We start from the raw sequence: 25,794 nt of genomic DNA on the forward strand, positions 1-25,794 counted from the left end.
TGGTGCCCGGCTGCCTGCGAAAAGGAGCAACTCATGCGCCATTCCATCGCGACCATGGCCCTGTCGGGCACTTTGCCGGAGAAGCTCGTAGCAGCGGCTCAGGCGGGCTTCGACGCGGTCGAGATCTTCGAAAACGATCTGTTGGCCTGCCGCCTGACTCCCCGGGAAGTACGTCACATGGCCGCAGACCTTGGTCTGGGTCTGGACATCTATCAGCCATTGCGTGATTTCGAGGGAGTGGATCCGGCGCAGTTCCAGCGCAACCTGCAGCGCGCCGAACGCAAGTTTGATCTCATGCAAGAGCTGGGGATCGGGTTGCTGCTGGTCTGCTCCAATGCCCAGCCGACGGCGCTGGGCGATCCAGATCTGATCGCCGGCCAGCTCGAGGAGCTGGCGAACCGAGCGGCCAAACGCAACCTGCGGGTGGGGTTTGAAGCCTTGTCCTGGGGCACCCATACCAACCGTTTCGCACAGGCCTATGATGCAGTTGAGCGGGCCGCTCATCGAAGCCTCGGGCTGGTGCTGGACAGCTATCACACGCTGGCGCTGCGGGACGATTTCAGTGCGATCAAGGATCTGCCGGGAGAAAAGATATTCTTCCTGCAACTGTCCGATGCACCTTGGGATACTAATCAACCTCCGCTGCACACGCGCCCCTTGCGCAGTTTTCCGGGACTGGGCCAGTTCGACATGGTGGGTTTCGTCGACGCCGTGCTGCAAGCCGGTTATGACGGGCCGTTGTCGCTGGAGATCTTCAGCGACGAGTACCGCGCAGCGTCGGCGCAACTGACGGCCATTGCCGGTCGTGCCTCGTTGATCTGGCTGGAAGAGCAATTGGGCCAGCGCGCAGGGTACAAAGCCGGGCAGCGCCTGTCGGTCCCTCCCGCGGTTTCGCCGTCCGTCCGCTGCAGCTATCTGGAACTGACCACTGATGCTGCGAGCCGGAACCTGCTGGACAAACAACTGAGCGTGTTGGGGCTGACCTCGGTCAATGCGCCACTGACCGTCAAGTTGCTCCCGAGCATGGCCCCCGGCGTCAATGTTCAAGGGGTTGGGGTGAGCGTTACTGATCCCCGGGCAGCACAGCAACGAAGCGAGGCCTTCGGTTATTCAGCCGGTGTTGGCGAGCACGTCGGAACCACGGCGCCCGATGGCAGTGTTTTACGCTTCATGCCGCAGCGCAATCAAGACACGCCGCAGATTCACGGCACTCGACTGGACAGGATCATCCGCGCCGTGCCCTTGGGCACGCTCGACAGTTGGGCCACGTTCTATCACCTGACCCTTGGACTCCAGCCCGTGTCGCCGCTGCTCAAGCACGATCCTTACGGCGTGGTGCGCGGGCGTCTGCTGCAAGGCTGCGACCTGGCCATCGAGTTGGAAACCTCAGCCCATGAACGGACCCTGGCCGCTCAAGCCAGTGCCGAACAGCGCATCAGCCGATTGGTATTTGCCGTCCCGGATCTGACGGCTTGCCTGCACACGCTGTTGGCGCAGGGCATCGAAACGCTGCCGGTGCCGGCCAATTACTACGATGACCTGGCCGCGCGTTTTCCCTTGGAGCAGGGAGAAGTGGATGAGCTGCGCCGATTGAACATGCTGTATGACCGCCAGCCCCAAGGCGAATACCGCTACGCTTGCCTGCCACCTTTTGCCAGCGGTTTGTGTTTCGAGCTGATTGAGCGTCGAGGCGCCTATGCCGGAACCGACATGGCCAATGCCTATGTCCTGAACGCTGCTTTGAACGACTGGAAAAACGCCTGCTCAACCACCTCCACTGATTCGCAAGGACAATAACAATGACCACCTCCTCGTCAGTTCAACATCCTGTCACCCCGAACAAACTCATTGGGTTGATCGGCGCCTCACTCCAGTCCTCTATGAGCCCGGCCCTGCACATGCGCGAAGGCGCGGCGCAGGACCTGGTGTATCTCTACAAATTGATCGACCTGGACCAGTTGGGTCTGGACGTCAGCGCGTTGCCCTCGTTGATCGACGCTGCCAGGCACATGGGTTACAACGGTCTGAACGTCACATTTCCTTGCAAGCAGGCCGTACTGCCGTTGCTCGATGAACTGTCTGACGAGGCGCGCAGCATCGGTGCGGTGAACACCGTGGTGATCAAGGACGGAAAAACTATCGGTTACAACACCGATTGCCTCGGCTTCGCCGAAGGTTTCAAGCGCGGCCTGTCCGATGCCCCCCGCGAACGAGTCGTACAGATGGGCGCGGGAGGAGCCGGCTCGGCGGTGGCCTATGCCTTGCTGCAACAGGGCGTGCAGCAATTAAGCATTTTCGATATCGAGGCGGAGAGGGGGATGACACTGGTCGATAATCTCAACGCTTGTTTCGGCCACGGCCGGGCAGTGCAGGGCCGCAACTTGGAAGCCACCTTGAGTCGCGCCGATGGCCTGGTCAACACCACGCCGATGGGCATGACAAAGCTTCCGGGTATGCCGGTTCCAGTAGAACTATTGCGTGCTGATCTATGGGTTGCCGATGTGGTGTATTTCCCCATCGAAACCGAACTGTTGCGCAACGCTCGGGCCTTGGGCTGCCGCACATTGGGCGGGGGCACGATGAATGTTTTCCAGGCGGTGAAGTGCTTCGAATTGTTTACCGGCATTACGCCTGACGCTGCCCGTATGGAGCGACATTTTCTCGACGAAGTGGGGCAGCTTTAAGTGATGTCGCCACACCGTTCAACCTTGATTGCCTTGCTGGTGGCCGTGACGTTTTTCATGGAAAACCTCGACGTCACGGTGATTGCCACGGCATTGCCGGACATGGCCCGGACCTTCGGGGGGACGGCGGTGGACCTGAATATCGGTATGAGCGCCTACATGTTGGCCATTGCAGTGTTCATTCCCATCAGTGGCTGGTTGGCGGATCGCTTCGGCTCGCGCCTGGTGTTCGGCTCGGCGATTGTGCTGTTCAGCCTGTCGTCGTTGTTATGCGGGTTGAGCAACAGCCTGGAGACCTTTGTCGCTGCCCGTGTGCTGCAAGGCATCAGCGGCGCGATGATGGTGCCGGTCGGACGCTTGGCGGTGCTGCAGGCGACGGAGAAGAAGGATCTGGTGCGGGCTATATCCTTCATCACCTGGCCCGGGTTGGTGGCGCCGATTCTCGGTCCTCCGCTCGGTGGGTTCATTGTCACCCATGCCTCCTGGCCATGGATTTTCTATCTCAATTTGCCCCTTGGCCTGGTGGCGCTGATCGCAACCTTGATCCTGATTCCCAAACGCAATGAGGTCAGTGCCAGAGCCTTCGATCTCGGCGGATTTGTGCTGGTGGGTGGTGCCTGTGCCTCGTTGTTGTACGGCGTCGAGATGCTGGGGCAAAGTCGCGCCAATCTGTGGCTGGGACTAACGCTTGCCATTGCCGGGGTGACTCTTGCCGTTCTGGCGTGGGCGCATATGCGTCGGCGCGTCGATCCTTTGCTGGCCTTGGGGGTGATGGGGGTTCGCACGTTCAGTGTCAGCCTGTTTGGCGGCTCGCTGTTTCGCATCGCCATCAGCACGTTGCCGTTCCTTCTGCCGCTGATGTTCCAGCTGGGCTTCGGCCTGTCGGCATTCGATGCCGGGTTGCTGGTGCTGGCAGTGTTCGCGGGCAATCTTTCAATGAAACCCTTCACCAGTGCGGTAATGCAACGTTGGGGATTTCGCCCGGTGCTGCTGGTTAACGGCATTCTCGGCGTGTTGGCAATCGCCGCCTGCGCGCTGCTCGAGCCGCGCATGGGTTGGTCGTTGACTCTGTTCATCCTGTTCGTCGGCGGCCTATCGCGATCCATGCAGTTCACTGCCTTCAATACTTTGGGTTTCGCCGACGTGCCCAAGGAGCAAATGAGCGACGCTTCGACTCTGTTCAGCATGTTCTTCCAGTTAAGCATGGGGTTGGGCGTGGCCATTGGTGCATTACTGCTGCGCCTTGCAATGAATGTCCATGGCAACACAGAACAAGCGCTGACCGCCGATTTTCAGCTGGCGTTCCTGTGGATTGCAGTGATTGCCGGTGTTGCGTTGCTGGATAATCTGCGTCTGATGCCGCAGGCCGGGGAGGCGGTGTTGCGGTAAACGTAGTCTCAGGGTTTTGCACATCCCGAATCCGGGGAATAACCCGGAGAGTTTATTTCGCTTGTGGGGACCGCTCGATCACCGCTTACATAGAGGGCACTCTCATTGTCAGCAGGATGACCGGCCATGGCCTGTGCCTCTATCAGCAGCTCTATTTCCTTCGTTCATCCGATCAGCCTGAGTCACGGCAAAAATGCCGAAGTCTGGGACGTGAACGGCAAGCGTTACATCGATTTTGTCGGTGGTATCGGTGTGTTGAACCTGGGCCATTGCCACCCGCGCATTGTCGACGCCATTCGGGAGCAAGCCACCCGATTGACTCACTACGCTTTCAATGCGGCCCCCCATCAACCCTATGAACAGTTTATGGAGCGACTGGCGGCATTTGTGCCGGTGAGCTATGCACTCGGCGGGATGTTGACCAACAGCGGTGCCGAAGCTGCGGAAAATGCCTTGAAAATCGTCCGCGCGCATACCGGCCGCACGGCGGTAATTGCCTTCGACGGCGCGTTCCACGGACGTACCCTGGCCACCCTCAATCTCAACGGCAAAGTCGCGCCCTACAAGCAGAAGGTCGGTGTCTTGCCCGGTCCCGTTTACCATTTGCCTTATCCGAGCAAAGACACAGGTGTCAGCGCCCAGGACACACTAAAGGCCTTGGACCGGCTATTGAGCGTGGAAATCGATATCGATGAAGTGGCCTGTTTCATTGTCGAGCCGGTGCAGGGCGAGGGCGGCTTCCTGGCGCTGGATATCGAATTCGCCCAGGCATTGCGCAAGCTCTGCGACGAGAAGGGCATTGTTCTGGTCATCGATGAAATTCAGTCGGGCTTTGGCCGTACCGGACAACGCTTTGCATTCAGTCGCCTGGGGATCGAGCCGGACTTGTTGCTGTTGGGCAAAAGTATCGCTGGCGGCATGCCGCTGGGAGCGGTCGTCGGACGAAAAGCCCTCATGGATACGTTACCCAAAGGCGGCCTGGGGGGTACCTATTCGGGTAACCCGATCGCCTGTGCAGCGGGGCTGGCGACGCTGGATGAAATGAGTGATGCGAATCTCTCTGCATGGGGCGAAATGCAGGAAAGCATCATCGTCAGTCGTTATGAGCGTTGGCGGGAACAAAAGCTCTCGCCTTACCTGGGACGCCTGACAGGCGTGGGCGCCATGCGCGGTATCGAATTGATCACCGCCGAAGGCCATCCCGCGACGGCGCAGTTGGCCGCTTTGCTGGAACTCGCAAGAAACAGCGGTTTGCTACTGATGCCGAGCGGCAAGTCGCGGCACATCATCCGCCTTCTGGCGCCGCTGACCATCGAACCGGTGGTGCTGAATGAGGGACTGGATATCCTCGAAAGGTGTCTGGCAGGCATTCGCTGAACCCATCACATGACTGATCGATGGATATTCCTCTGACGGTCCTTTGCGAAAAAGAGCGTGGGTCACACGCTCTTTCTGGATTGCTCGGCAATGGCGCATCACGGGTATTTCAGGTGACAGCCCTGCGCGACATCAACTCATAGTCCACTGGTTACTTTGGTCCATAACCGCGTGACTTGCCGCATGACCTTGGGTTGCATTGCCTTCAATGGGAACAAGGTGCTCATGACCTCGGGCGCCGGATAGATCGCCGGGTCGTTGCGCAGGCCAGGCTCCAGAAAAGGTGTTGATGCACTGTTGCCGTTCGGGTAGTGGATTGCATTGCTGATGTCCGCGATGACTTTGGGTTCCATCAGGTAATTCATGTAGGCGTAGCCGTTATCCTGGTTGGGCGCGTTTCTGGGCATTACCACCATGTCGACGGCCAGGGTCGAACCTTCCTTGGGAATCGTGTACCCCAGTTCGATACCGTTCCTGGCCTCGTGGGCGATGGAGGTGGCCTGCGCAATGTCGCCACTGAAACCGATGGCGACGCAAATGTTGCCGTTAGCCAGATCACTGACGTACTTGGACTGATGGAAGTACTGAATATACGGCTTGATTTTCACCAGTGCAGCCTCGGCTTTCAGGTAATCCGCTGGCTCTTCGCTGTCGTGTTTCAACCCCAGGTAGTTGAGGGTGATCGGCAACATCTGCGTCGAGTTGTCGATGAACGCGACCCCGCACTGGCTGAGTTTCTGGATGTTCTGCGGATCGAACAACAGGCTCCAGCTTTTAGTGACATCGGTATTGCCGAAGATCGCCTTGATTTTTTCGACGTTGTAGCCGATCCCGACCGTGACCCACATATAGGGAAAAGCGTATTGATTGCCGGGATCATTGACCTCCAGCGTTTTCATTAATTGCGGGTCGAGATTTTTCCAGTTCGGTAATTTGCTCTTGTCCAGCTTCTGAAGTGCGCCCGCCTTGATCAATTGCGCAAGAAAGTGGTTCGAGGGACTGACCACGTCGTAACCGCTGCTTCCGGTTATCAATTTGGCCTCCAGCATTTCATTGCTGTCGATCAAGTCGTAAGTCGTCTGGATGCCGGTCTGTTTGGTGAAGTTGCTCAAGGTATCGCTGGCAATGTAGCTGCTCCAGTTGGAGATACGGACGGTATCTGCCGCAGCGGCGATCCCGCTTGAGGCCGCGCAAAGTGCGAGTGCAAAATATTTTAGAGTGCTCATTATTTTTATCTTCCAGGTAAGGAAACGACATTGACATGGCCTTGCGGGTCAGGACTCCGATTGAGCGCGACAGGCTTCGTAGCGCAGGCGCACCGAGGCACCAATATCGAAAAACGGTGTTGGCGGCAGCCAGCCCGGATCAGCCTGACTGAGTACGCTGCTGAGTAATGGTGATTGGCTTCCAGACGCCATCTCCGCCAGCAGACGCCCCCATAGCGTGCCGCGCGCGACGCCGGAGCCGTTGCAGCCGGCCACGGTATAAATGCCTCGGTCGAGCCTGGCGAAGCGCGGTTCACCGGAACGGGTGGCGCTCAAATGCCCGGTCCAGGTGAACTGAAGATGTTGCTCGGTGATCCACGGAAATCGCCGTTGCAAGCCACGCAGGTGGGTTTGTCGGCGAATGCCAAGCGTTGGACCGGCAAGGTCGCGATAGCGGTATTCCACGGTGTTGCGAATGAGCAGCCGTCGATCCGTTGTCAATCGCAGTGTTGCACCGGCCGGCCGGGTCGACAGCACACCCCACGGGGACGGGCTACCCATCTGGCGGTACTCCTCGTCAGTCAGCGGACGGCTCAGCGATGCGCTGAGCTCCAGCGGGAACACTGCCCGATCACGCAATCCGACGCGTTGCACAAAGGGACCGACGCAGATCAGCACCTGCCTGGCCTCAATACTGCCATCAGCCGATGACGCACGGACATTGCCATTGGCCAAACGCTCCAGCCCGGTGATGTCGGTGTTCTCATACAATGAAACATTGTCTGCAAGGGCATCGCGCAAGCCCTTGGCGTATTTCGCAGGCTGCAGCAGTGCGTTACCACCGCGGCACCATATCCCTGCACGATAGAAATCCGTTCCCAGGCACCGGGCCAAGGCCTCATCCTGCAGAAACTGCGCATTGGCACCCGCTTCGCGCAGGGTCTGCACTTTTAGCGCTGCATCTTCCAGCTTGTCTGGATCGTGGACCGCGAAGAAATAACCATCGTCACGTAAGTCACACTCAATACCCAGACTGTTCACTCGGCGCCGTACTTCTTCACTGGCGGCGCGACTGATCTCGGTGCTCTGTTGGTAATAGGCATTGCCCTGGCGACCGAGCAGTTCGTCACCGGCAGGATTTTCATGGGCGACCACAAATCCGGAGTTTCTCGCCGACGCCCCTTGTGCAGCACGCTGGCGGTCGACAATCACGATCCGCGATTGAGGATGCATCTCGGCCAGGGCGTGGGCTGCCGACAGCCCGCTGAAGCCGCCACCAATGATCAGCCAGTCCGCATGCTGCACCCCACGCAAGCCGGGTTGCGCGACAGAGTCTCCCGCCTGCACGATCCAGCCACAAATATTTTCAGTCATCTATTCACCTCACACAGCACGGATCTGTTGAACGCCGCCGTCATGAACAATTAGCATGGACACATGCCGTCAATCCGACCGCCAGAACCAGAATCTATGGGGATCCCGATGTGCAATCCAACGCTATTAATGCATTCAGCTATTCGGTTTTTGCATGGATAAGATCTTTCGGGCACCCTCGCTACAGGCCCTTCAAGCGTTTGCCGAAGTGGCTGACACCGGCAACTTCACCGAAGCGGCACAGACCTTGTGCCTGACTCAAAGCGCGGTCAGCAGAAAGATTCAGCAATTGGAGAGTCACTACGGCGTGCCGCTTTTGATTCGCAGCAGTCGAAGCGTCACGCTGACAGTCGAGGGCAAGGAAGTGCTCGAAACCGCACGTAGGCTGATTGCCGAATTACGGACCCTTGAAGAGCGCATAGCGCCCAGGGATAGACCGTTCCGCATACGCATTCATGTGTCGCTCGCAGTGCGCTGGTTGCTTCCCCGGCTGACCGACTTTTATGCCCGTCATCCAGACCTGGCCTTGTCGATCGAAACGGTGGCAACGGAACGGGTCGACCCCTCGGGGGATTGCGACGCCTGCATCCTCTACCTGCCTGGGGCACCAGCCGATCAGGCGCATCACATCCTGTTCGAAGAAATACTGGTACCGGTATGCGCGCAGGCTTCGGTGAATGGAAAGTCACCACCGACCTCATTGGACGAACTCGAAAAGTATCCACTGATCCACGGCTCAACCGGACAACAGGAATGGGCAACGTGGTTAAAAGCGCGGGGCAGGGAGTTGTCCGGCAACTGCAAGCACATCACCTTCAATCTGGACGAACTGGCCCTTGATGCCGCTGCGCGCGGCCTGGGGATTGCCATGACTGACCGTACTCTGGCGCAAGAATTAATCAACCGTGGCGACTTGATAATTCCCTTCGGCCCGGCTCTGAAAACCTCTGGCGTCTATACCCTGTGGCTACAGTCCGGTGGTGCCCTGCATCCAGCCCGAAAACCCGTATTGGACTGGTTCGATCTGCAGTCGCCCCCTGGGCCAGGAGCTGTGCCTTGATGAATGATAGCGATCGTATCTTTGTTTTTTCGGCGCTTGGGCGTCACCCCGAGTGACTACCATGCCCGTTTCACAAAGACGTAGAAACGGCCCTCGTACCTGTCACTTGCGAGACAAATTCGGGGCCGGCTCAACGCAGTCTTTTATTGCATTACATAACGGCCTGGCGCCTTCTCCAGCGCCGGGTACTTGGCATTCCCGGCGTGCAGCACCGAGGGCTGGCGCTCTCCGGCGTGTCCGGCCAGCCAGTTGAACCAGTCATTCCACCAACTGCCGGGTTGCTGTTCGGCATTCTTGAACCAGGTGTCCGGGTTTTTCGTGACCCGATTGTTGGTCCAGTAATGGCGTTTCTGCTTGGCAGGCGGATTGATGACGCCAGCGATATGCCCGGACGCGCCCAGTACAAAGCGCTTGGTCCCGGAGAGCAGGTTGGTGCTGGCGTAGGCGCTTCTCCAGGGCACGATATGGTCGTCATGGGTGGCGAGGATGTAAGCAGGGGCGTCAATCGCACGCAGATCCACCTTGGTCCCGCAGCACTCCAGCTCTCCTGATTTCAGGTCGTTCTGCAAATAGGTGTGGCGCAGGTACCAGCAGTACATCGGGCCCGGTAGGTTGGTGCTGTCGTTATTCCAGAACAGCAGATCAAGAGGAATCGGTTTTTGCCCCTTGAGGTATTTGTCGACGTTGTAGTTCCACCACAATTCGTTGGGGCGCAGCAGGGAGAAGGTATTGCCCATGTCTTCGCCACGAAACAGACCGATGGGGCCATTCACACCGCCGATGGTGCGCTCGCGGTAGGCCACCAGTTCTTCGTCGACGAATATGTCGATGGGACCGGTATCCTGGTAATCAAGGAACGTGGTGAACAGGCTCACGCTGGCGATCTCTCGGTCGCCGCGTGCAGCCAGTACGGCCAACGCAGTGCTCAACAGGGTGCCGCCGATGCAGAAACCCACGCAATTGAGTCGCTGCTGGCCACTGATCTCGCGGGTCACCTGCAGGGCGTCGATCACCCCGTGCTCAATCAGGTCTTCCCAGGTGGTGCCTGCGTGTTCCTGGTCAAAGTTGCGCCAGGATATCAGGAATACAGGGTGTCCCTGTTCCAGCAGGTGGCGGACCATCGAGTTGTCCGGGCGCAGATCAAGGATGTAGTACTTGTTGATCGATGGCGGTACGACGAATACCGGGTGCCGGTACTGGGTTTCGCTTTGTGGGTAGTACTGAATGAGCTGGAAGAGGTGATTCTCGAAGACGATTTCGCCGGGGGTGCTGGCCAGATCGACGCCAACCTTGAAAGCACCGCTATCACACTGGCGCATTTTGCCTTCGTTCATGTCGCTGGCCAGGTGCTGCATACCTGTGATCAGGCTGGCACCTTGAGTCTCAACCACACGCTGGAGCGCATCGGGGTTGCTGGCCAGAAAGTTGCTGGGCGCGCTGGCGGCGATGGCTTGCTCCACCAGGTAGCGCAGGCGTTGGCGCGCTTTCTTCTCGTCGATCAGCAGCATGTCGAGCAGTTTCAGGAGAAAGCTGGAGTTGAGCAGGTAAAACGCAGCGAGAGAGCCGAACAGTGGCTCGCTCCAGTTGCCGCTGGCGAAACGTCGATCATCGAAGCTGAAGGGTTGACCGGTCAGCAGTTTTTGGCCGAGTTGACCCCATTGAACCTGGTAGTCCGCTTGAAGGCTGTCCAGGGTTTCGCGAGGCAGTTCGAACCAGGCGCTGTGCTCATGCCCGGAAAACCAGGGATTGGTGCTGACCCATAGGCGCAATTGTTGCACTGCAAAGGACGCGATGAACGGAACCTGGCCTGACCAATAGGTCTTGAATGTATGCGCGTTGTTGTCCATAAAATTCCTTGCCCACACAGATGAGCCGGGCAGAAAAAAAGCCGCGCTATGCCGGACTCCGGCGTAGCGACGGCAGGAATGCGGGCAGCATTGTTTGACGCCAACCTGATGCGCGGAACAAGGGTCTCAAGTCCGCGCATAGGCTACTCAGATGCCGTTGGTTAGCGCTCGATGGCCAGGCCGACGCCTTGACCACCACCGATGCACAAGGTGGCCAGCCCCTTCTTGCCGTCGCGGCGGATCAGTTCGTGCACCAGCGACACCAGGATCCGTGCCCCTGACGCGCCGATCGGATGGCCAAGGGCGATCGCGCCGCCGTTGACGTTGACTTTGCTGGTGTCCCAACCCAACTCTTTACCAACCGACAGCGACTGGGCGGCGAAGGCCTCATTGGCTTCGATCAGGTCCAGGTCCTCGACGCTCCAGCCGGCCTTTTGCAGGGTCAGACGTGTAGCCGGGACCGGGCCAATGCCCATGATCGACGGGTCCACACCGGCGCTGGCATAGGCTTTGATCCGTGCCAGCACCGGAAGGCCCAGCGCTTGCGCTTTAGCGGCGCTGGCCAGCATCAGCACGGCAGCACCGTCGTTGAGGGTCGAGGAGTTGCCGGCGGTCACGCTGCCGTCTTTCTTGAATGCCGGATTGAGTTTCGCCAAGGCTTGCGCAGTGCTGTCGATACGCGGCTGTTCGTCGGTGTCGAAGACCAGCGGTTCACCCTTGCGCTGGGGAATCAGGATCGGCGTGATCTCGCTCTTGAAGCGCCCGCCCTCGATGGCTGCGGCGGCCTTCTGTTGCGAGGCGGCAGCGAAGGCATCCTGTGCTTCACGAGAGATCTCGTACTTTTGCGCCAGGTTCTCGGCGGTGATACCCATGTGGTAGTCGTTGAAAGCGTCCCACAGGCCATCCTGGATCATGCTGTCTTGCAGTTGCGCATGGCCCATGCGCAGACCGGTGCGCGCTTTTGGCAGAACATAGGGGGCCAGACTCATATTTTCCTGGCCACCAGCGATCACCAGTTCCGCGTCGCCGCAACGGATTGCCTGGACGGCGAGCTGAACGGCCTTGAGGCCGGAGCCGCAGACCTTGTTCAGGGTCAGGGCAGGGGTGGTATGTGGCAAGCCGGCCTTGATGGCTGTCTGGCGTGCCGGGTTTTGTCCTGCGCCGGCAGTGAGTACCTGGCCGAGGATCACTTCATCAATTTGAGCAGCATCGACACCCGTCTGCTCCAGTAGGCGGCGAATCACAGCGGCACCCAGTTCGGTCGCGGGAATTGCGGACAAAGCACCCTGGAAACTGCCGATGGCAGTACGAGTAGCGGCAACGATTACGACTTCGTTCATGCGTGACCTCATTGAAAAGACAAAATTCGTCGAACAGACCGGGGCATAAATGCCCCGGTTGGGGTTACTGCATGTTCATGCCGCCGTTTACCGAGAAGTCGGCACCGGTGCTGTAGGCGGATTCATCGGAGGCCAGCCAGGCCACGATCGAGGCGATCTCTTCGGGTTGGCCAAGGCGACCGACCGGAATGCCGGCAATCATGCCGTCCAGAATGTCTTTGCGGATTGCCGCAGTCATGTCGGTCTGGATGTAGCCTGGGGAGACGGTGTTGACGGTCACGCCCTTGCCGGAAACTTCCCGGGCCAGTGCCATGGTGAAACCATGGATGCCGGCCTTGGCTGCCGAGTAGTTGGTCTGACCGAACTGGCCACGCTGGCCGTTGATCGACGAGATGTTGATGATCCGCCCCCAGCCCTTGGAGAGCATTCCTTCAATGACTTGCTTGGAGGTGTTGAACAAACTGTTCAGGTTGGTCCCGATCACCGCGTTCCAGTCTTCCGGGGTGAGCTTGCGGAAGGACGCGTCACGAGTGATGCCAGCATTGTTGACCAGTACGTCGATCGGCCCGAAGTGTTCGCGCACCATCTCAAAGGCCTTGCGGGTCGATTCCCAATCGGTGATGTCGGTTTCGACGCATTCGAATTGATAGCCAGCTGCAAGCTGTGTTGCCATCCAGTCATCCTTGCGGCTGGAATTGGCACTGCAGCCGACAATGACCTTGAAGCCTTCCTTGTATAGACGTTGGCTGATTGCTGTGCCAATGCCGCCCATGCCACCTGTTACCACTGCAATACGGCTACGCGACTCCATACTTCCACTTCCTTATTTTTTACTGCAGGAGAGAAGATTGTTCGATATCGACGGGCCGGGCGGAAGTGTTTGTAGGTGACTGATTGGTGTCCAACGGTGCCATACGGGCGTTTTGGTCCGCTGGCAGAAAATGAGGAGTACCTGGTACTGGGATCAATACCTGAAACTCAACAGACAGTTAATATTTATGCAACATGGTTGAAATATGTTCAGCGTAGGTCAATATTGGCTCCGGACAGGATGTTCGGTTCCACAGGTTATTGAGGACGCTATGTATAGAATGAGTTCAGGTTATGCCAGCGTGCTGGCGAATACGCTTTTGGCTCAAGGACTGGATTTTGCCAGTCTGTGCGAGGAGGCTGGACTTGATGTCACGCTCGTGAATAACCCGGGTGAATTCTGCGAGCGAAGCGTTATCTATCGTTTATGGGACCTGGCCGCTCAGGCCTCGGATGATCCGAATATCGGTTTGAAAGCCTACGGGAATTTCCATCCCAGCGTTTTTCAGATCGTGGGCTACACGATGATGTCCAGTTCGAATCTGAAAAGGGCGCTCGAACGTCTGGTTCGTTTCAGCCCGTTGATTGGTACTGGATTCAGCCTTTTCTTTGTCCAGGAGCAGCAGCATTACCGTCTTGCCGCGCTCGATCATCAGCAACGTGGCTCGGTCAAGCCCCGGCAATATACGGATGCAGGGCTGGCTTCGCTGCTGGGTTTTTGCCGTTGGCTGGCGGGTGGCAAGTTGCCGCGACCGTTGAGTGTGGAGTTCGCTTATCCCGAACCTGAAGACACGTCGGAGCATCAGCGACTTTTTGGCTGTCCACTGCGTTTTGGGGCCGCTTATGACAGCATCTTGTTCGATGGTCAGGAGCTTCTGAATCCGTTGAGTATGGCCAACGAGGCGTTGGCCACGCTCCATGACAGTTTTGCCGAGGCTCAGCTGGACCTGTTGTCCGGCAACTCTATTGTCGCCAGGATTCGTGCGCTGATTACCGAGCGCTTGAGCCAGGGGCAAGGCCAAGGGCAATGTGATATGGAATCGATTGCGGCGGCACTGAGCGTCAGCAAGCGAACGCTTCAACGAGGCCTTGAGAAGGATGGCACGCAATTCAAGGATGTCCTGAACGATGTGCGCCGGCAGTTGGCCGACTTTTATTTGCGCCATTCTCATTTCAACATGAAGCATGTGACGTATCTGCTCGGCTTTCATGATCACAGCAGCTTCCATAAGGCATGCACCCGTTGGTTCGGTATGACCCCCGGTCAGTATCGGACCGACGAGTCGTTGTTTGCGGTCGAGGAAGCCGTGCCGGTCCGACTCATGAACCCCGTGGGTCTGCGCCGAGATCAAAAGATCGCAGGCTTCGCCAGCGCTTACGCCGAACGGATACACCGGTAATTCCTTGTGAAGGCTCATTGAGGCGTTCATTCAGGCTTTGGACCTTTTGTCCTTTTGCTCGCCTTGCGCTTTGGAGCTTTAACTTCAATGGCGGGGGCGGGCGTCGGTGTGATCTCCAGCGGCAGCACTGCCGCAAGCGGGGATGGCTCCGCAGGGGGCTCCTTCTGAATGGCATCTGTTTCACCGGGCGGTTGGGTCAGGCTAAAACCTGGCAGGGGGACTTCGAGTAGCGCGTGCAGTTCACGCCAGAATTTGCCTTCAGCTCCAGTAATTGTCAGCAGTTCGGGCATCAATTGCCCAACGGCAGCGAGGACCTGTTGGCGTGCCTTGGTGTCCGGGAGTAGCAAGGGCAGGCTGCGCAAGCTTTCTTGCGGGTGGGCAAAAACCAGCAGGTTCTGCAATCGGATGGCTTCGCGCAGGGCTGCGGGCTCATTGCTGTAGTCCTGGACCAGCCGATGCACCTGCTGAATCAATTTCTCGATGCTTTCCTTGCCCGCCTTGTCGCTGTCGCGGCCCAGTAAAAACAGAATCCGCACCAACGCTTCCAGGGGGCCGCCATGGGGCAGCGCATCCTGCAGGCGTTCGATCAGGGCCTGGTCCTGCTGATCAGCATGTGCCTGGAGATTTCGCGCAGGCTCGTTGCTGGTGAGAACACTCAGTGCGCTGTAAATGCCGTAGAAACACAGCTCCTGGGTGGCGTCACGCACATCGCGATAAGTATTCAGGGCGTCTTGTATCTGGTTGGAGAACAGCTCCTGCCAGGCCAGCAACGGGTTGTCCTGGCGTGCGGGACGACGATCGCTGCTCACTTGGGAAGCGGTCCCGGCTACCCACCACAGTGCCGGATTCAGGCTGCTCCATAGCACTTGCTGCTGATGGAAGGGGTGTGTCCTGCGTATCAGTTCGGCAACGGGCTCGTTGACTATCTGACGTAGCCACGGACGTATGAACCCGTCGTAAAACGTGCTGTTGATGTCAGACGCACGCTCCACCAGAGAGAATTCGCGATCGTCATCGCGGGCCGGCTCGACGTCATCATGGATATCGGCGATTCGCCTTGATTCGAAACGCACGCGGTATTGCACGTCTGCGCTGCCTGAGGTGGCCGGCAGATCGTCGATCAGCATTTCGTATAGCCCTGCCGGCAGCGCATTGATGGCTTCGACCGCACCGAGCAACCCACGGTGTTCACGCCGCGCCACCTTGCCGGAAACAAAAATGCCCAAATGGCCGATGCTGGCGTGCCGCAGGTAGACGATGGTACGTCCTGCGTCATGCAATGCGAGATCGCTGGGATAGACATCGGTGATCCAGTTCAATGCCTGTTGTGGAGGGGTGATGTTGTCTCCGTAGGAGCAGAACACCACCACCGGTACTTCGATCCGTTTCAGATCAATGCCGGAGCTCTTGCGGCCGAGGCCGCCGGACAACTGGTTGCCGATGAAAAGGTCATCGACAATCATTTCGATTTCTTCGCCATTGAGCAGGGTCGGGCTGCCCCACCAGCGTTCGAAGTCGAGAAAGCGTTCAGCCTCGCTATCGACCTGGCTGAACAGCTGATAATACTTGCCCCAATAGGTGTTGGCCGGGTCCAGGCTTTCGAAATTGCTGACCAGCCAGGTACCGTCGAAACGGTCATTGCCCAAGTCGCTGCCCAGGCGCGCCATCCAGCCGCCACCCAGCAGGCCACCGGTATAGCGCATCGGATTGCGTCCATTGACACCGGCCCAGTACGACAAGGGGGCACCATTAATAATGATCAATCCCGGCAATTCCGGTCGTGTTGCCGCCAATCCCATCAAGGCCCAGCCGGCCTGGCAGTTGCCGATTATGATCGGCTTGCTATTGGCCGGGTGAAGGGCGCTGACGACTTCGATGAACCGGGCCTGGGCTTCGACGATATCGGCCAGGGTTTGCCCAGGCTGTGGTGAGTGACTGAAAGAGATGAAATAGGTGGGGTGGCCGGCTCTGAGGCTTTCGCCTAATACCGAATCCTGTTTGAAGCCGCCGATTCCTGAGCCATGGCCGCCGCGCGGGTCGATGATGATCACCGGCTGGCCTTTGCTGTAGATTCTTTGCTCTGGCCCGGGGAGGATTCGCAACAGTGAATAGTTGACCGGGCGCGGGAGATCGGCGCCTGCGATCAGGGTTTCATGATCGAACTTGAGCAGCAGCGGATACCCGGCGCGTTCATGGGCCAGCGTATTGTCGCCGCGCTGGCGCAGGGTGTCCCAGAACAGCAGGCTACGTTGAGCGAGGTCGATGAAGTATTCCTGCCAGTCAGAGGGCGTGGGTTGTCTGAGTTCGCCTCGCTTCAGAGGGGCGAGGGTTTTTTCCTGGCGCTGGCGCAAAGCATCAAGGACATTCAGGGTATTGAGGCGCTGCAGATGACTCAGATGTTCGAACAGGCCGCGTTGAGAGGAGAGTTTGTCATATTGCGATGCAATAATATCTTCCTGTCCCATGGTGATCTCCTGGCGTTATGCATGAGAAGTAGCTTGCCGGCATCTCATCATTAAAGAGAGCTTGGCTGGCCGTTCGCCTTTCAGGAGTCTATAGCGAATAGTGGCGGGAGGTGAAATATTTTTGTGCGGCGCACAAAAAATCATTGCCAAACGAATTTGTGCACTGCAATATCAAGGCTAACGCGATGACCGGCAGGATCGCTATCGCGCCCTCAGGCCCATGTCGGCCTTTCAGAATCAGGAGATTCAAGCATGTCTTTTTTTAACTTGGAAAAACTGCAAGACGCTCAGAAAGCCAACCTAGACCTCCTGCAGCAAATCAGCGGCAAAATCTTCGCCAGCGTTGAACAGCTCACCCAGTTGCAGATCAAGACTCTGCAAGCCTCCACCGAGGAGCAGTTCGACGGTTTTCGCAAACTGCTGGCAGTCCGTGATCCACAAGGGTTCGCTGAGCTCCAGGCTTCTTTCATCCAGCCAAATGTGCAAGCCGAACGCCTGGCTGAGTTCAATCGTCAAGTACAAGCGCTGATTGTTGGCACCCAGTCGGAAATCGCCAAACTGACCACGCGTCAGGTCGAGGCGGGCACCAAGCAGGTGCAAGAGTTCGTTGAAGTGATCAGCAAGAATGCGCCGGCTGGCTCCGAGCCTGTTGTGGCTGCATTGAAGTCGTCGCTGGCCAATGCCGGCACCGTATTTGAAAACGCACAGAAAGCTGTAAAACAGGCTGCTGACGTTGCCCAGAGCACTTTCGATGCAGCGACTGCCGCGACTGCCGCAACCGGGAAAGCCGCGCCAGAGGGCAAGGCAACAAGCGGTAACAAGTAAGTCACATTAGAATGGTTACACTGATGGCGATGGGTTTATTCCCCATCGCCATTTTTTTTCGGCCCGCCACCGGCGCCTGGCTTGCCTTGTGGCGTGCCGCCGAACAGACCGAAGAGGTTCTGAGTGTTCATGTAGAGGGCTTTTGACTGCTCGACATACTGGCGCATCAAGTCCTGCATGACCGGCGCTTGCTGGTGCATGAACTCGCCCCAGGCTTCAGAGGACTGAGCGCCGGTCTGGGACTGGATGTCGATGACCGTCTGAATGCTTTTATCCAGGTAGCTGCCGAGAACGCCCTGGTAAGGACCGTAGAACTGGATAATCCCCATGAGCATCTCAATGGAGAAGATCGGTTGACCGCCACTTTCGGCTTCCAGAATGACCTGCAGCAAAATACTGCGGGTCAGATCCTCGCCCGTCTTGGCGTCGACTACCTCGAACGGGATTTTATCGACGACCAACTGGCGTATATCCGCAAGGGTCAAATGACTGCTGGTGTGCGTGTCATACAGACGGCGATTCGGGTATTTCTTGATCAGACGGGTGGTGTTCCGACTGTTATCTGTCATGCGGGGCTACTCACAGCGAGCCTGATAAGCAGCCATCTTATCCTACTCTGGCCACTGCCGCGGATCGGTGAAGCACCTAACCGGGCTGGCGGGGCACTTTAAGGTCAGCACTGAACTGAAACTTGAACAGGGTGCACTCATGGCCATCGATCGACAGCGGATGGCGAGTGAACTCACCCTGGGTGAGGGCGGGGATTACCCTGGACCAAAATGACCGTGCAGGCTGATTGGCGTCGATGTGAAAAATCTGCCATTGACCGGGAAATTTGTTGAGCAGCGCAGATACGACAAACTTCCCGACGCCTCGACCTCGATACCCGCGGCTGACAAAAAAATAGCCGATGTTGTACTGAACATCGTCAAAACGGACATCGTCGTCAATCGTCACGAAGCCGGCAATTTCCCCGTCAACCTTGATCAGGAAGGGGTGCGTCGATGGCTTTCTCCAGTAATCGGGTGTTGGCTGGATGTTGAAAAAGCCATGGTTACCGAATTTCAGCGGGAGCCACTCGCTGAAATCGTAGGTGTAGAACTGCATCAGGTTCTCGATGCATTCGAGTTCATCGCGCTGTGCGGGGTGCAGTTCTATCGAAAGCATACCGGGAAGCTCCTTCTGACAATCCCTGCGTGACGGGCTGAGTTCACGTCCATTGAAAATGCAACGTCAGTGTCGAGCGTTCTCTGAGGTCACGATCTGCAGCGGAACATGGATCCGATGCCGTATCGGATCGAAGTCCGGCGTGGTCTGCAGCTCGACCAGCAAGTCGACCAGCGCTGTCGCCAGCAATCGCGGCTGGGAATCGATGACCAGACTGATCAATCCCTGATCCAGGGCTTGTCGCGACAGCTCGGTCGACTCCTGCAGGATACAGCACAGCGATGGCCGCTTCGGCAGCTGCGACAGGGCACTGATGATTCCGTCACCGCCCCCTCCGACCACGCACAGACCCCGCAAGTCGTCATGCCGCGCCAGCAGTTCCAGCGTCGCCTCTTCGGTGACGTCACAGTTGTCCAGGTTGATCACCGCTTCGAGTAGCCGCAACCCCGGTGCGCGCTCCGTCAGGTAACTGCGCAGCCCCTCGACCCGCGCCTGATGGCCGAGAAAGCGGTGGCCGCCGAGCAGCACCCCGATGCTGCCTTTACGTGCACCACAGCTGTGAGCCAGCAGCCAGCCCATGGTGCGCCCGACCTCATGATTATCCAGACCGACGTAAGGTTCATCCGCCGCCTCATGGATGTCGGACAGCAGCGCGATCACCGGCACGCCGGCTTCTCTGATCTGCGCGATGGCGGCATTGATCAGCGGATGCGCGAAGCTGACCACCGCCAGACCATCGCACTGCACCGCCAGTTGTTCGATCTGGGCAATGATCGCGCTGGGCGTGCGATCGAAGACGTACTCGAATTGAATGCTCAGGTTGGCACCAGCCTGACGTTGCGCCGCTTCGGTGATGGCGGTGGCAACGTTGCCATAGAACGCCTGGGCGGTGCCGAGCAACAGGATGCCGAAACGGTAGGTGGGGCGACGTTCGCGGATCCGCTGGCCGATCAGCCTGGCGGCGAAATAACCGACCGCTTCGGCGGCCTGGAATACCTGCTCGGCGGTGGCCGGGCTGACCGGCGCTCTGGCGTTGAGCACCCGATCCACGGTGGCGACACTTAAACGCGCGTGCTCAGCAACCGTGGCGATGGTGGGGCGTTTATTGTTGTTCATGGCGGCTCCCGGAAGCGCCTTGATAGAAAACTATCAAGCCTTGCTGGGCCTGGATGATAGCTTGATAGGGAATGTATTCAAGGGCTTGAGGGTGATTTGTGCGCTCTCTATATTTTCGCAAGCGATGCCATCGCGCATCCAGGCAGGTGCCTGAAACCATCAAGCTTGCGGAGAACAATAAAATGCCTGAACGAAACGCAGCCTTTGAATACCCCGGCAAACCCGTGCCTCGGGATTATCGATTGACCGGTCCCGAAGCCGCCAGAGCGGCGCAAAAAGGCCTGGTGTCGGCAAGCTGGTACCAATCCCCCATTTCTCGTAAACGCATGAAGGAATTGATGCAGCGCCGCGATGGCCCGGCCTTGCTTGATACCGCGATCTGGCTGCTGGCGATGGTCCTGACCGGCTTCGGCGGTTACTGGTTCTGGGGCTCCTGGGCCTGCATTCCGTTCTTCTTCGTCTACGGGCTGCTCTACGGCACGGCGTCCAATGCCCGTTGGCACGAAGCGGGTCACGGTACAGCGTTCAAAACCCGCTGGATGAATGATGCGGTCTACCAGCTGTCGAGCTTCATGTTCATGTTCGAACCCCAAGTCTGGCGCTGGAGCCACGCACGGCACCACACCGACACCGTTATCGTCGGCCGCGATCCGGAGATCGTCGAACCACGTCCGCCAAGCCTGATAAATATGGTGCTGAGCCTGTTCAGAATGCCTTACGCGTTGAAGACGATGGGGTCAGTCTGCCGGCATGCGGTAGGGCGGATGGGTGAAGAAGAGCAGACGTTCATCCCCGAATCCGAGTGGCCCAAGGTGGTGAGGGACGCACGCGTCTGGCTAACAATTTATGCGCTTACCGTGGGCACTGCGCTTTATCTGCAGAGCTGGTTGCCGCTGATGTTTATCGGCCTGCCGACCCTCTATGGCGGTTGGCTGTCCTACCTGTTCGGCCTGTCGCAGCATGTCGGCCTGGCTGAGGACGTACTCGATCACCGCAGCAACTGCCGTACGATTTACATGAACCCGGTGCTGCGCTTTATGTACCTCAACATGAACTATCACCTTGAGCACCACATGTACCCGATGGTGCCTTTTCACGCGCTGGCGCAGCTTCACGAGGAGATCCGCCACGACTGCCCGCCGCCTTACAGCAGTCTGTTCGAGGCCTTCAGAGAAATCATTCCGACCATCTGGAAGCAGCGCAAAGACCCGACCTATTTCGTCCGTCGCCCTTTGCCACAACGCGCAGCGCCGGCCGCCAACGTCCAGGCAGAACCTGAAGTAACGCCGGCCTGACACCTTCCTGTCTGTACCACTACAAGAGAAAACGCCATGACCGATCAATGGATCGATGTATGTGCCGTGGGCGATATCGACGAAGAAGATGTCATTCGTTTCGACCATGGCCAGCACACCTATGCCGTCTACCGCTCCGCCGACAGCAAGTTTTTCGCCACGGCGGGCCTGTGCACCCACGAATCCATCCACCTGGCCGACGGCCTGGTGATGGAGCATGTCATCGAGTGCCCCAAGCACAACGGGCGTTTTGATTACCGATCCGGCAAAGCCCTTGGCGCGCCGGTGTGCGTCAACCTCAAGACCTATCAGGTCCGGGTCGAGGCGGGTCGTGTGCTGCTCGCTATTACGGTTTAACTGCACGGAGTCTGTGCCATGAATCCTGACAACGATCCACTGGTTATCGTGGGTGCCGGGCATGCGGGTGGTCGCGCGGCCTTGACCTTGCGCGGCGAAGGTTATAGCGGTCGCCTGATTCTGATAGGCGATGAGTCCCACCCTCCCTATGAACGTCCGCCGCTGTCCAAGGGACTGTTACAGGGCACGATTGATCTGGCGGGCTGCAGCCTGTGCGATACCGCTCAGCTCGCCGAACTGGACATCGAACACCTGGCCGGCAACCCGGTGAAATGCCTGGATCCGCAGCAGCATCGTCTGCAGTTGGCCGACGGCAGCTGGTTACATTACGCCCGTTTGCTGCTCGCGACTGGGGGGAGAGCGCGGTTGCTGCCCTATGTGCCCGAGCATCTGCTCAATGTGCTTTATCTGCGTACCCATGACGAAGCCCTGACGCTGCGCGCTTTGTTGCAGCCTGACGCTCGATTGGTGATCATCGGTGGCGGCTTCATCGGACTCGAAGTCGCCGCGACCGCCCGTGCCCTGGGTTGCACGGTGACCTTGCTCGAAGCCGGGCCGCGCCTGGCGGGCCGCGTCCTGCCGCAGCGCCTGTCCGGCGTCCTGCTGGAACTGCATCGCAGCCAGGGCGTGGATGTCCGACTGAACGTGGCCATCGAAACGGTGCTGGGCGCCACTCGCGCCGAGGCGGTGCAACTGGTCGACGGCCAGTTGTTGCCCTGCGATCTGCTCGTGGTGGGTATCGGCATGCAACCGAACACCGAGTTGGCCGTGGCTGCCGGGCTTGAGGTCGGTCAGGGCATTCGCGTCGATGCGCAGTTGCGCACCAGTGCGCCGGACATCTTTGCGGCAGGCGACGTCTGTGAGTTTCGTCTGCACCCGCAAGGGGGGTTCCAGCGTCAGGAAACCTGGCGCAACGCCGAAACCCAGGGCCGTCACGCCGCCCTGAACCTGCTGGGCGGCGAGCAGCCCTACGACGTCATTCCCGGCTTTTGGTCCGATCAGTACGACTGGGGGCTGCAAACCGTGGGCGTAATCGCAAACACCGAACCGACGGCGAGCCGGACAACCCCGGGTGGCGGTTTCCTGTTGTTCTACCTCGATGCCGAACAACGTCTGCTAGGGGCTTGCGGCTGGGGCCAGGGCAATAGCATCGCCAAGGACATCAAGTTGTGCGAACGGCTGATCGCCAACCATAACCCCCTCTCGGCGGTCGCTTTAGCCGATGCCGATGTATCGCTCAAACAACTGCTGAGGAACTGACATGCGCGAATTCCTGGTGTTTCAGTCCTTGTGGGCCATGCAAGATCACCGTGGCCACTGCGATCTTTCCATTGAAGCGCAACTGGAGAAGATCGCCGCCGCCGGTTTCGACGGGATCACCGACCATTTCTGGCTCGCGCCACAGGCTGCACGCCTGAGTGCCGCCGCCAAGGCGCAAGGCCTGCAAATCGAAGGTCAGCTGTTCCCCCGCACCGTGGATGATCTGGCAGCGGCGATCGATGTTGCCTCCCGCTACGGATGCCACCATCTCACACTACAAGCCGATGTCCGGCCGCGCACGCTGACGCAGGCGATCGAGCTGATTGAAGGCTGGCAGCGTCTGGCCGAGCAGGTGGACTTTCCGATCCTCCTGGAAACCCATCGTTACCGCCTCACCAGTGACCTGTTGTTCACCCTCGACATTCTCGCGCAAATGCCCGACCTCAAGTTGCTGGCCGACTTGTCCCACTATGTCGTGGGCCGCGAACTGCCAGAACCGGCCGCTGCCGAGGATGACGAACAGATCCATACCATCCTGCGTCATAGCTGGGGCTTCCATGGTCGTGTGGCCAGTTGTGAACAGGTCCAGGTCCCCCTGAGTTTCGCCCAGCACCGACCCTGGCTGGAGCGTTTCCTGGGTTGGTGGCGCTATGGGATCGAAGATTGGCTGGCCCGCCCGAACACGCCCGCCAGCCTGTCCTTCACCTGTGAACTCGGCCCGCCACCCTATGCCATCACCGGTGCCGACGGAGGCGACATCACCGATCGCTGGGCCGAGGCGCTGATCCTTAAGGACCTGATGCGCAAGGTCTGGAATGACAGCCTGGCGCAACATCGTCGGATGGAAACCAGTCGTTCGCCAGGGCCGTAGATACCGTCTTACGCCTCACCAGGCATCGCAACGCTAATCCCGGGTGAAAATTTCCAGCAGATGGCCGTCCGGATCATCGAAATACACTCTTCGCCCACCGTCGAGCCGGTTGATTTCGCCCGGGCGCAGCTTGCAGGGATCGGCCCAGTAGGGGAGTTCTCGACTCTGTATACGGGCGAAAACCGGGTCAAAGTCCTCCTCGCCAATCAGGAAGGCATAGTGCTGGGAAGAAAACTCGTCGTTGTCGTAGTAATCGAGCGAGACACCGTTATCGAGCTGGACAATCAGCATCGGACCGAATGGGACAGGGCTGGGCAGGCCCAGGATGTCCACGAGAAATGTCGCAGATTTTTGCTTGTCGCGGCACCAGACGATGGTGTGGTTCAACTGCACGCTCACGTTACGGTCCCCCTTGCACGGCGGTGCATTCAGGTTAGGCGATATTGGGCTTTCTCACGAGATGTCGCAGCGCTGGCTCATTGCCGAGTTCGACGTAGCATTCGCCTTCGGTGATCAGGTGGAAGATCACCATGCGCAGGCTCTGCGACAAAGCGTCAATTGTTGTGCTCCGGTGCTTGCGGGGTCTGTGATTGTGAGCGCCTCGCCGCGCGGTGCAAAACCGCCGGACGATCGGGCAGGCCTGGCCGACGATCGGACAGGACGCCGACCTGCCCGAGCGCGATAGTTGTCCAACAGGAGCACTGCCGTCCCTGTCATCAACCACAAGGTGGAGGTTGCCATGCCTGAGTTCGTCATCGAGCGCGAAATTCCGGGAGCCGGAACACTGTCAGAACGGGACTTGAAAGCGATCGCACAAAAATCCTGCAAGGTCCTGCGCGAGATGGGGCCGCAAGTACAGTGGCTGCATAGTTACGTCACGGGCGAGAAAATTTACTGCGTGTCTATCGCACCGAACGAGGAACTCGTCAGGGAGCACGCAAGACAAGGCGGTTTTCCTGCCAATAGCGTTTCCCGAGTCACCTCCATCATTGACCCGACAACGGCGGAGTAATCGCCCTCCAGTACCCTGCCTGCATTCCAGCCCATACAGAGTCAGCTCCCATGAGCACATCCCTTGATTTAAACGCCCTGAAAAACCGTCAGATGGTTGCGTGGGCCAGTGGCGACTATGCCGTGATCGGCACAACTTTACAGATCGTCGGGGAGCTGCTGGCGGAGGCCTGCGACCTGCGTTGCGATGAGCTCGTGCTTGATGTAGCGGCCGGCAATGGCAATGCCACACTCGCCGCAGCGCGTCGAGGTTGCAAGGTGACCTCGACCGATTACGTGGCCGCTTTGCTCGAACGAGGCGAGGACCGGGCCAGGGCAGAGAACCTGGAGGTGATCTTTCAGGTGGCCGATGCCGAGGCACTGCCCTTCGAGGACGCGAGCTTCGACGTGGTGCTGTCGACGTTCGGTGTAATGTTCGCGCCCGACCAGCCAAAGGCGGCCTCCGAGCTGGCGCGGGTGTGTCGCCCGGGGGGACGGATCGGTCTTGCCAACTGGACCCCGGAAGGTTTCGTCGGCCAGATGTTCACGACGTTGGGTCGGCATTTTCCACCACCAGCGGGCGCACAACCGCCTTCGTTGTGGGGCTCGGAAGCGCATCTGCATTCGCTTTTCGCTGAGTGCGCCGGCAATGTCACCGTGACGCGGCGGATGTTCAACTTCCGCTACCGCTCGGCCGCGCATTTCATTGAGACTTTCCGCACCTGGTACGGCCCGATCCACAAGGCCTTCGCGGCGCTGTCCGCTGAGGGGGCCATGGCGCTGGAGAGTGACCTGAGCAAATTGCTGGACACGATGAATCGGGCTGGCGAAGCGTCGCTGGTGGTGCCGAGTGAATATCTGGAGGTGGTTATCACGCGGCGTTGAGTCTAGTGGCCTGTGTGGCTAGTTCTGTTAGTCAACTTCGGCGCCAGCAGCCCATATCCTGCGTTGCTGTTCCTCGC

23 protein-coding genes are annotated in these 25,794 nt (G+C 58.7%); 13 read left to right on the forward strand and 10 right to left on the reverse strand.

The window, feature by feature from the left end; all coding sequences use genetic code 11:
* Window positions 1-33: 33 nt before the first annotated feature.
* The 4 genes from AC07O1_RS25650 to AC07O1_RS25665 all read left to right on the forward strand — a co-directional run bounded on the left by AC07O1_RS25650 (window position 34) and on the right by AC07O1_RS25665 (window position 5,450).
* A complete protein-coding gene (locus tag AC07O1_RS25650) occupies window positions 34-1,797 on the forward strand; it encodes a sugar phosphate isomerase/epimerase and 4-hydroxyphenylpyruvate domain-containing protein (protein WP_495090606.1) in 1,764 nt (587 codons plus the stop codon).
* Between the two features lie 2 nt (window positions 1,798-1,799).
* On the forward strand, window positions 1,800-2,684 hold the full coding sequence (locus tag AC07O1_RS25655; RefSeq protein WP_495090607.1) for a shikimate dehydrogenase: 885 nt from the start codon (window positions 1,800-1,802) through the stop codon (window positions 2,682-2,684).
* 3 nt (window positions 2,685-2,687) lie between these two features.
* Complete coding sequence (locus AC07O1_RS25660) at window positions 2,688-4,073, forward strand: MFS transporter (RefSeq protein ID WP_495090608.1); 1,386 nt, start codon at window positions 2,688-2,690, stop codon at window positions 4,071-4,073.
* A 126-nt stretch (window positions 4,074-4,199) separates the two neighbouring features.
* A complete protein-coding gene (locus AC07O1_RS25665; protein ID WP_495090609.1) occupies window positions 4,200-5,450 on the forward strand; it encodes a 2-aminoadipate transaminase in 1,251 nt (416 codons plus the stop codon).
* A 137-nt stretch (window positions 5,451-5,587) separates the two neighbouring features.
* On the opposite strand, the gene AC07O1_RS25670 is transcribed toward AC07O1_RS25665, so the two are convergent.
* Both AC07O1_RS25670 and AC07O1_RS25675 read right to left on the reverse strand, forming a co-directional pair.
* Window positions 5,588-6,676 carry a polyamine ABC transporter substrate-binding protein gene (locus AC07O1_RS25670; RefSeq protein ID WP_494994930.1) on the reverse strand — a complete coding sequence of 363 codons (1,089 nt, stop codon included), beginning with the start codon at window positions 6,674-6,676 and terminating at the stop codon, window positions 5,588-5,590.
* Window positions 6,677-6,724: 48 nt separating this feature from the next.
* Entirely contained in the window at window positions 6,725-8,029 is a 1,305-nt protein-coding gene (locus AC07O1_RS25675) for an NAD(P)/FAD-dependent oxidoreductase (RefSeq protein WP_495090610.1), read from the reverse strand.
* A gap of 154 nt (window positions 8,030-8,183) precedes the next feature.
* On the opposite strand from AC07O1_RS25675, the gene AC07O1_RS25680 reads away from it, so the two are divergent.
* Window positions 8,184-9,089 carry a LysR substrate-binding domain-containing protein gene (locus AC07O1_RS25680; RefSeq protein WP_495090611.1) on the forward strand — a complete coding sequence of 302 codons (906 nt, stop codon included), beginning with the start codon at window positions 8,184-8,186 and terminating at the stop codon, window positions 9,087-9,089.
* A 143-nt stretch (window positions 9,090-9,232) separates the two neighbouring features.
* On the opposite strand, the gene phaC is transcribed toward AC07O1_RS25680, so the two are convergent.
* The 3 genes from phaC to phbB all read right to left on the reverse strand — a co-directional run bounded on the left by phaC (window position 9,233) and on the right by phbB (window position 13,087).
* Window positions 9,233-10,936, reverse strand: coding sequence for a class I poly(R)-hydroxyalkanoic acid synthase (gene phaC / locus AC07O1_RS25685; RefSeq protein WP_495010786.1), 1,704 nt, complete (start codon window positions 10,934-10,936; stop codon window positions 9,233-9,235).
* 161 nt (window positions 10,937-11,097) lie between these two features.
* Entirely contained in the window at window positions 11,098-12,276 is a 1,179-nt protein-coding gene (locus tag AC07O1_RS25690) for an acetyl-CoA C-acetyltransferase (RefSeq protein WP_495010785.1), read from the reverse strand.
* Window positions 12,277-12,340: 64 nt separating this feature from the next.
* Window positions 12,341-13,087, reverse strand: coding sequence for an acetoacetyl-CoA reductase (phbB, locus tag AC07O1_RS25695; RefSeq protein WP_495090612.1), 747 nt, complete (start codon window positions 13,085-13,087; stop codon window positions 12,341-12,343).
* A gap of 271 nt (window positions 13,088-13,358) precedes the next feature.
* On the opposite strand from phbB, the gene AC07O1_RS25700 reads away from it, so the two are divergent.
* Window positions 13,359-14,486: an AraC family transcriptional regulator gene (locus tag AC07O1_RS25700; RefSeq protein ID WP_495010926.1), complete on the forward strand. Its 1,128-nt coding sequence runs from the start codon at window positions 13,359-13,361 to the stop codon at window positions 14,484-14,486.
* Window positions 14,487-14,512: 26 nt separating this feature from the next.
* On the opposite strand, the gene AC07O1_RS25705 is transcribed toward AC07O1_RS25700, so the two are convergent.
* Window positions 14,513-16,951 carry a DUF3141 domain-containing protein gene (locus AC07O1_RS25705; protein ID WP_495090613.1) on the reverse strand — a complete coding sequence of 813 codons (2,439 nt, stop codon included), beginning with the start codon at window positions 16,949-16,951 and terminating at the stop codon, window positions 14,513-14,515.
* A 252-nt stretch (window positions 16,952-17,203) separates the two neighbouring features.
* Between AC07O1_RS25705 and phaP the strand changes: the two genes are divergently transcribed.
* Window positions 17,204-17,776 (forward strand): TIGR01841 family phasin, encoded by a 573-nt coding sequence (gene phaP / locus AC07O1_RS25710; RefSeq protein WP_494994937.1) that lies wholly within the window; start codon window positions 17,204-17,206, stop codon window positions 17,774-17,776.
* Between the two features lie 35 nt (window positions 17,777-17,811).
* Here phaP and phaR read toward each other — a convergent pair whose 3' ends face one another.
* The 3 genes from phaR to AC07O1_RS25725 all read right to left on the reverse strand — a co-directional run bounded on the left by phaR (window position 17,812) and on the right by AC07O1_RS25725 (window position 20,059).
* Complete coding sequence (gene phaR / locus AC07O1_RS25715; protein WP_494994938.1) at window positions 17,812-18,345, reverse strand: polyhydroxyalkanoate synthesis repressor PhaR; 534 nt, start codon at window positions 18,343-18,345, stop codon at window positions 17,812-17,814.
* A 76-nt stretch (window positions 18,346-18,421) separates the two neighbouring features.
* Window positions 18,422-18,943 (reverse strand): GNAT family N-acetyltransferase, encoded by a 522-nt coding sequence (locus tag AC07O1_RS25720; RefSeq protein WP_495023953.1) that lies wholly within the window; start codon window positions 18,941-18,943, stop codon window positions 18,422-18,424.
* 66 nt (window positions 18,944-19,009) lie between these two features.
* On the reverse strand, window positions 19,010-20,059 hold the full coding sequence (locus AC07O1_RS25725; RefSeq protein WP_495090614.1) for a LacI family DNA-binding transcriptional regulator: 1,050 nt from the start codon (window positions 20,057-20,059) through the stop codon (window positions 19,010-19,012).
* 182 nt (window positions 20,060-20,241) lie between these two features.
* On the opposite strand from AC07O1_RS25725, the gene AC07O1_RS25730 reads away from it, so the two are divergent.
* Genes AC07O1_RS25730 through AC07O1_RS25745 form a run of 4 tightly spaced genes read left to right on the forward strand, consistent with a single transcriptional unit; the run spans window position 20,242 to window position 23,842 of the window.
* The gene (locus AC07O1_RS25730) at window positions 20,242-21,354 is read left to right on the forward strand and encodes a fatty acid desaturase family protein (RefSeq protein ID WP_495090615.1); all 1,113 of its coding nucleotides are present in this window, start codon (window positions 20,242-20,244) and stop codon (window positions 21,352-21,354) included.
* Window positions 21,355-21,390: 36 nt separating this feature from the next.
* On the forward strand, window positions 21,391-21,711 hold the full coding sequence (locus AC07O1_RS25735; RefSeq protein ID WP_495090616.1) for a MocE family 2Fe-2S type ferredoxin: 321 nt from the start codon (window positions 21,391-21,393) through the stop codon (window positions 21,709-21,711).
* Window positions 21,712-21,729: 18 nt separating this feature from the next.
* The gene (locus AC07O1_RS25740; RefSeq protein WP_495090617.1) at window positions 21,730-22,971 is read left to right on the forward strand and encodes an NAD(P)/FAD-dependent oxidoreductase; all 1,242 of its coding nucleotides are present in this window, start codon (window positions 21,730-21,732) and stop codon (window positions 22,969-22,971) included.
* A gap of 1 nt (window position 22,972) precedes the next feature.
* On the forward strand, window positions 22,973-23,842 hold the full coding sequence (locus tag AC07O1_RS25745) for a sugar phosphate isomerase/epimerase family protein (RefSeq protein WP_495090618.1): 870 nt from the start codon (window positions 22,973-22,975) through the stop codon (window positions 23,840-23,842).
* Window positions 23,843-23,875: 33 nt separating this feature from the next.
* Here the strand turns inward: AC07O1_RS25745 and AC07O1_RS25750 are convergent, their stop codons facing one another.
* The gene (locus AC07O1_RS25750) at window positions 23,876-24,241 is read right to left on the reverse strand and encodes a VOC family protein (protein ID WP_495090619.1); all 366 of its coding nucleotides are present in this window, start codon (window positions 24,239-24,241) and stop codon (window positions 23,876-23,878) included.
* A 340-nt stretch (window positions 24,242-24,581) separates the two neighbouring features.
* On the opposite strand from AC07O1_RS25750, the gene AC07O1_RS25755 reads away from it, so the two are divergent.
* Together AC07O1_RS25755 and AC07O1_RS25760 are read left to right on the forward strand one after the other, a co-directional pair.
* A complete protein-coding gene (locus tag AC07O1_RS25755; protein ID WP_495090620.1) occupies window positions 24,582-24,854 on the forward strand; it encodes a DUF4242 domain-containing protein in 273 nt (90 codons plus the stop codon).
* A 50-nt stretch (window positions 24,855-24,904) separates the two neighbouring features.
* On the forward strand, window positions 24,905-25,717 hold the full coding sequence (locus tag AC07O1_RS25760; RefSeq protein ID WP_495090621.1) for a class I SAM-dependent methyltransferase: 813 nt from the start codon (window positions 24,905-24,907) through the stop codon (window positions 25,715-25,717).
* Window positions 25,718-25,794 lie beyond the last annotated feature (77 nt).

It is taken from the genome of Pseudomonas sp. GW821-FHT07G10, from assembly GCF_059418545.1.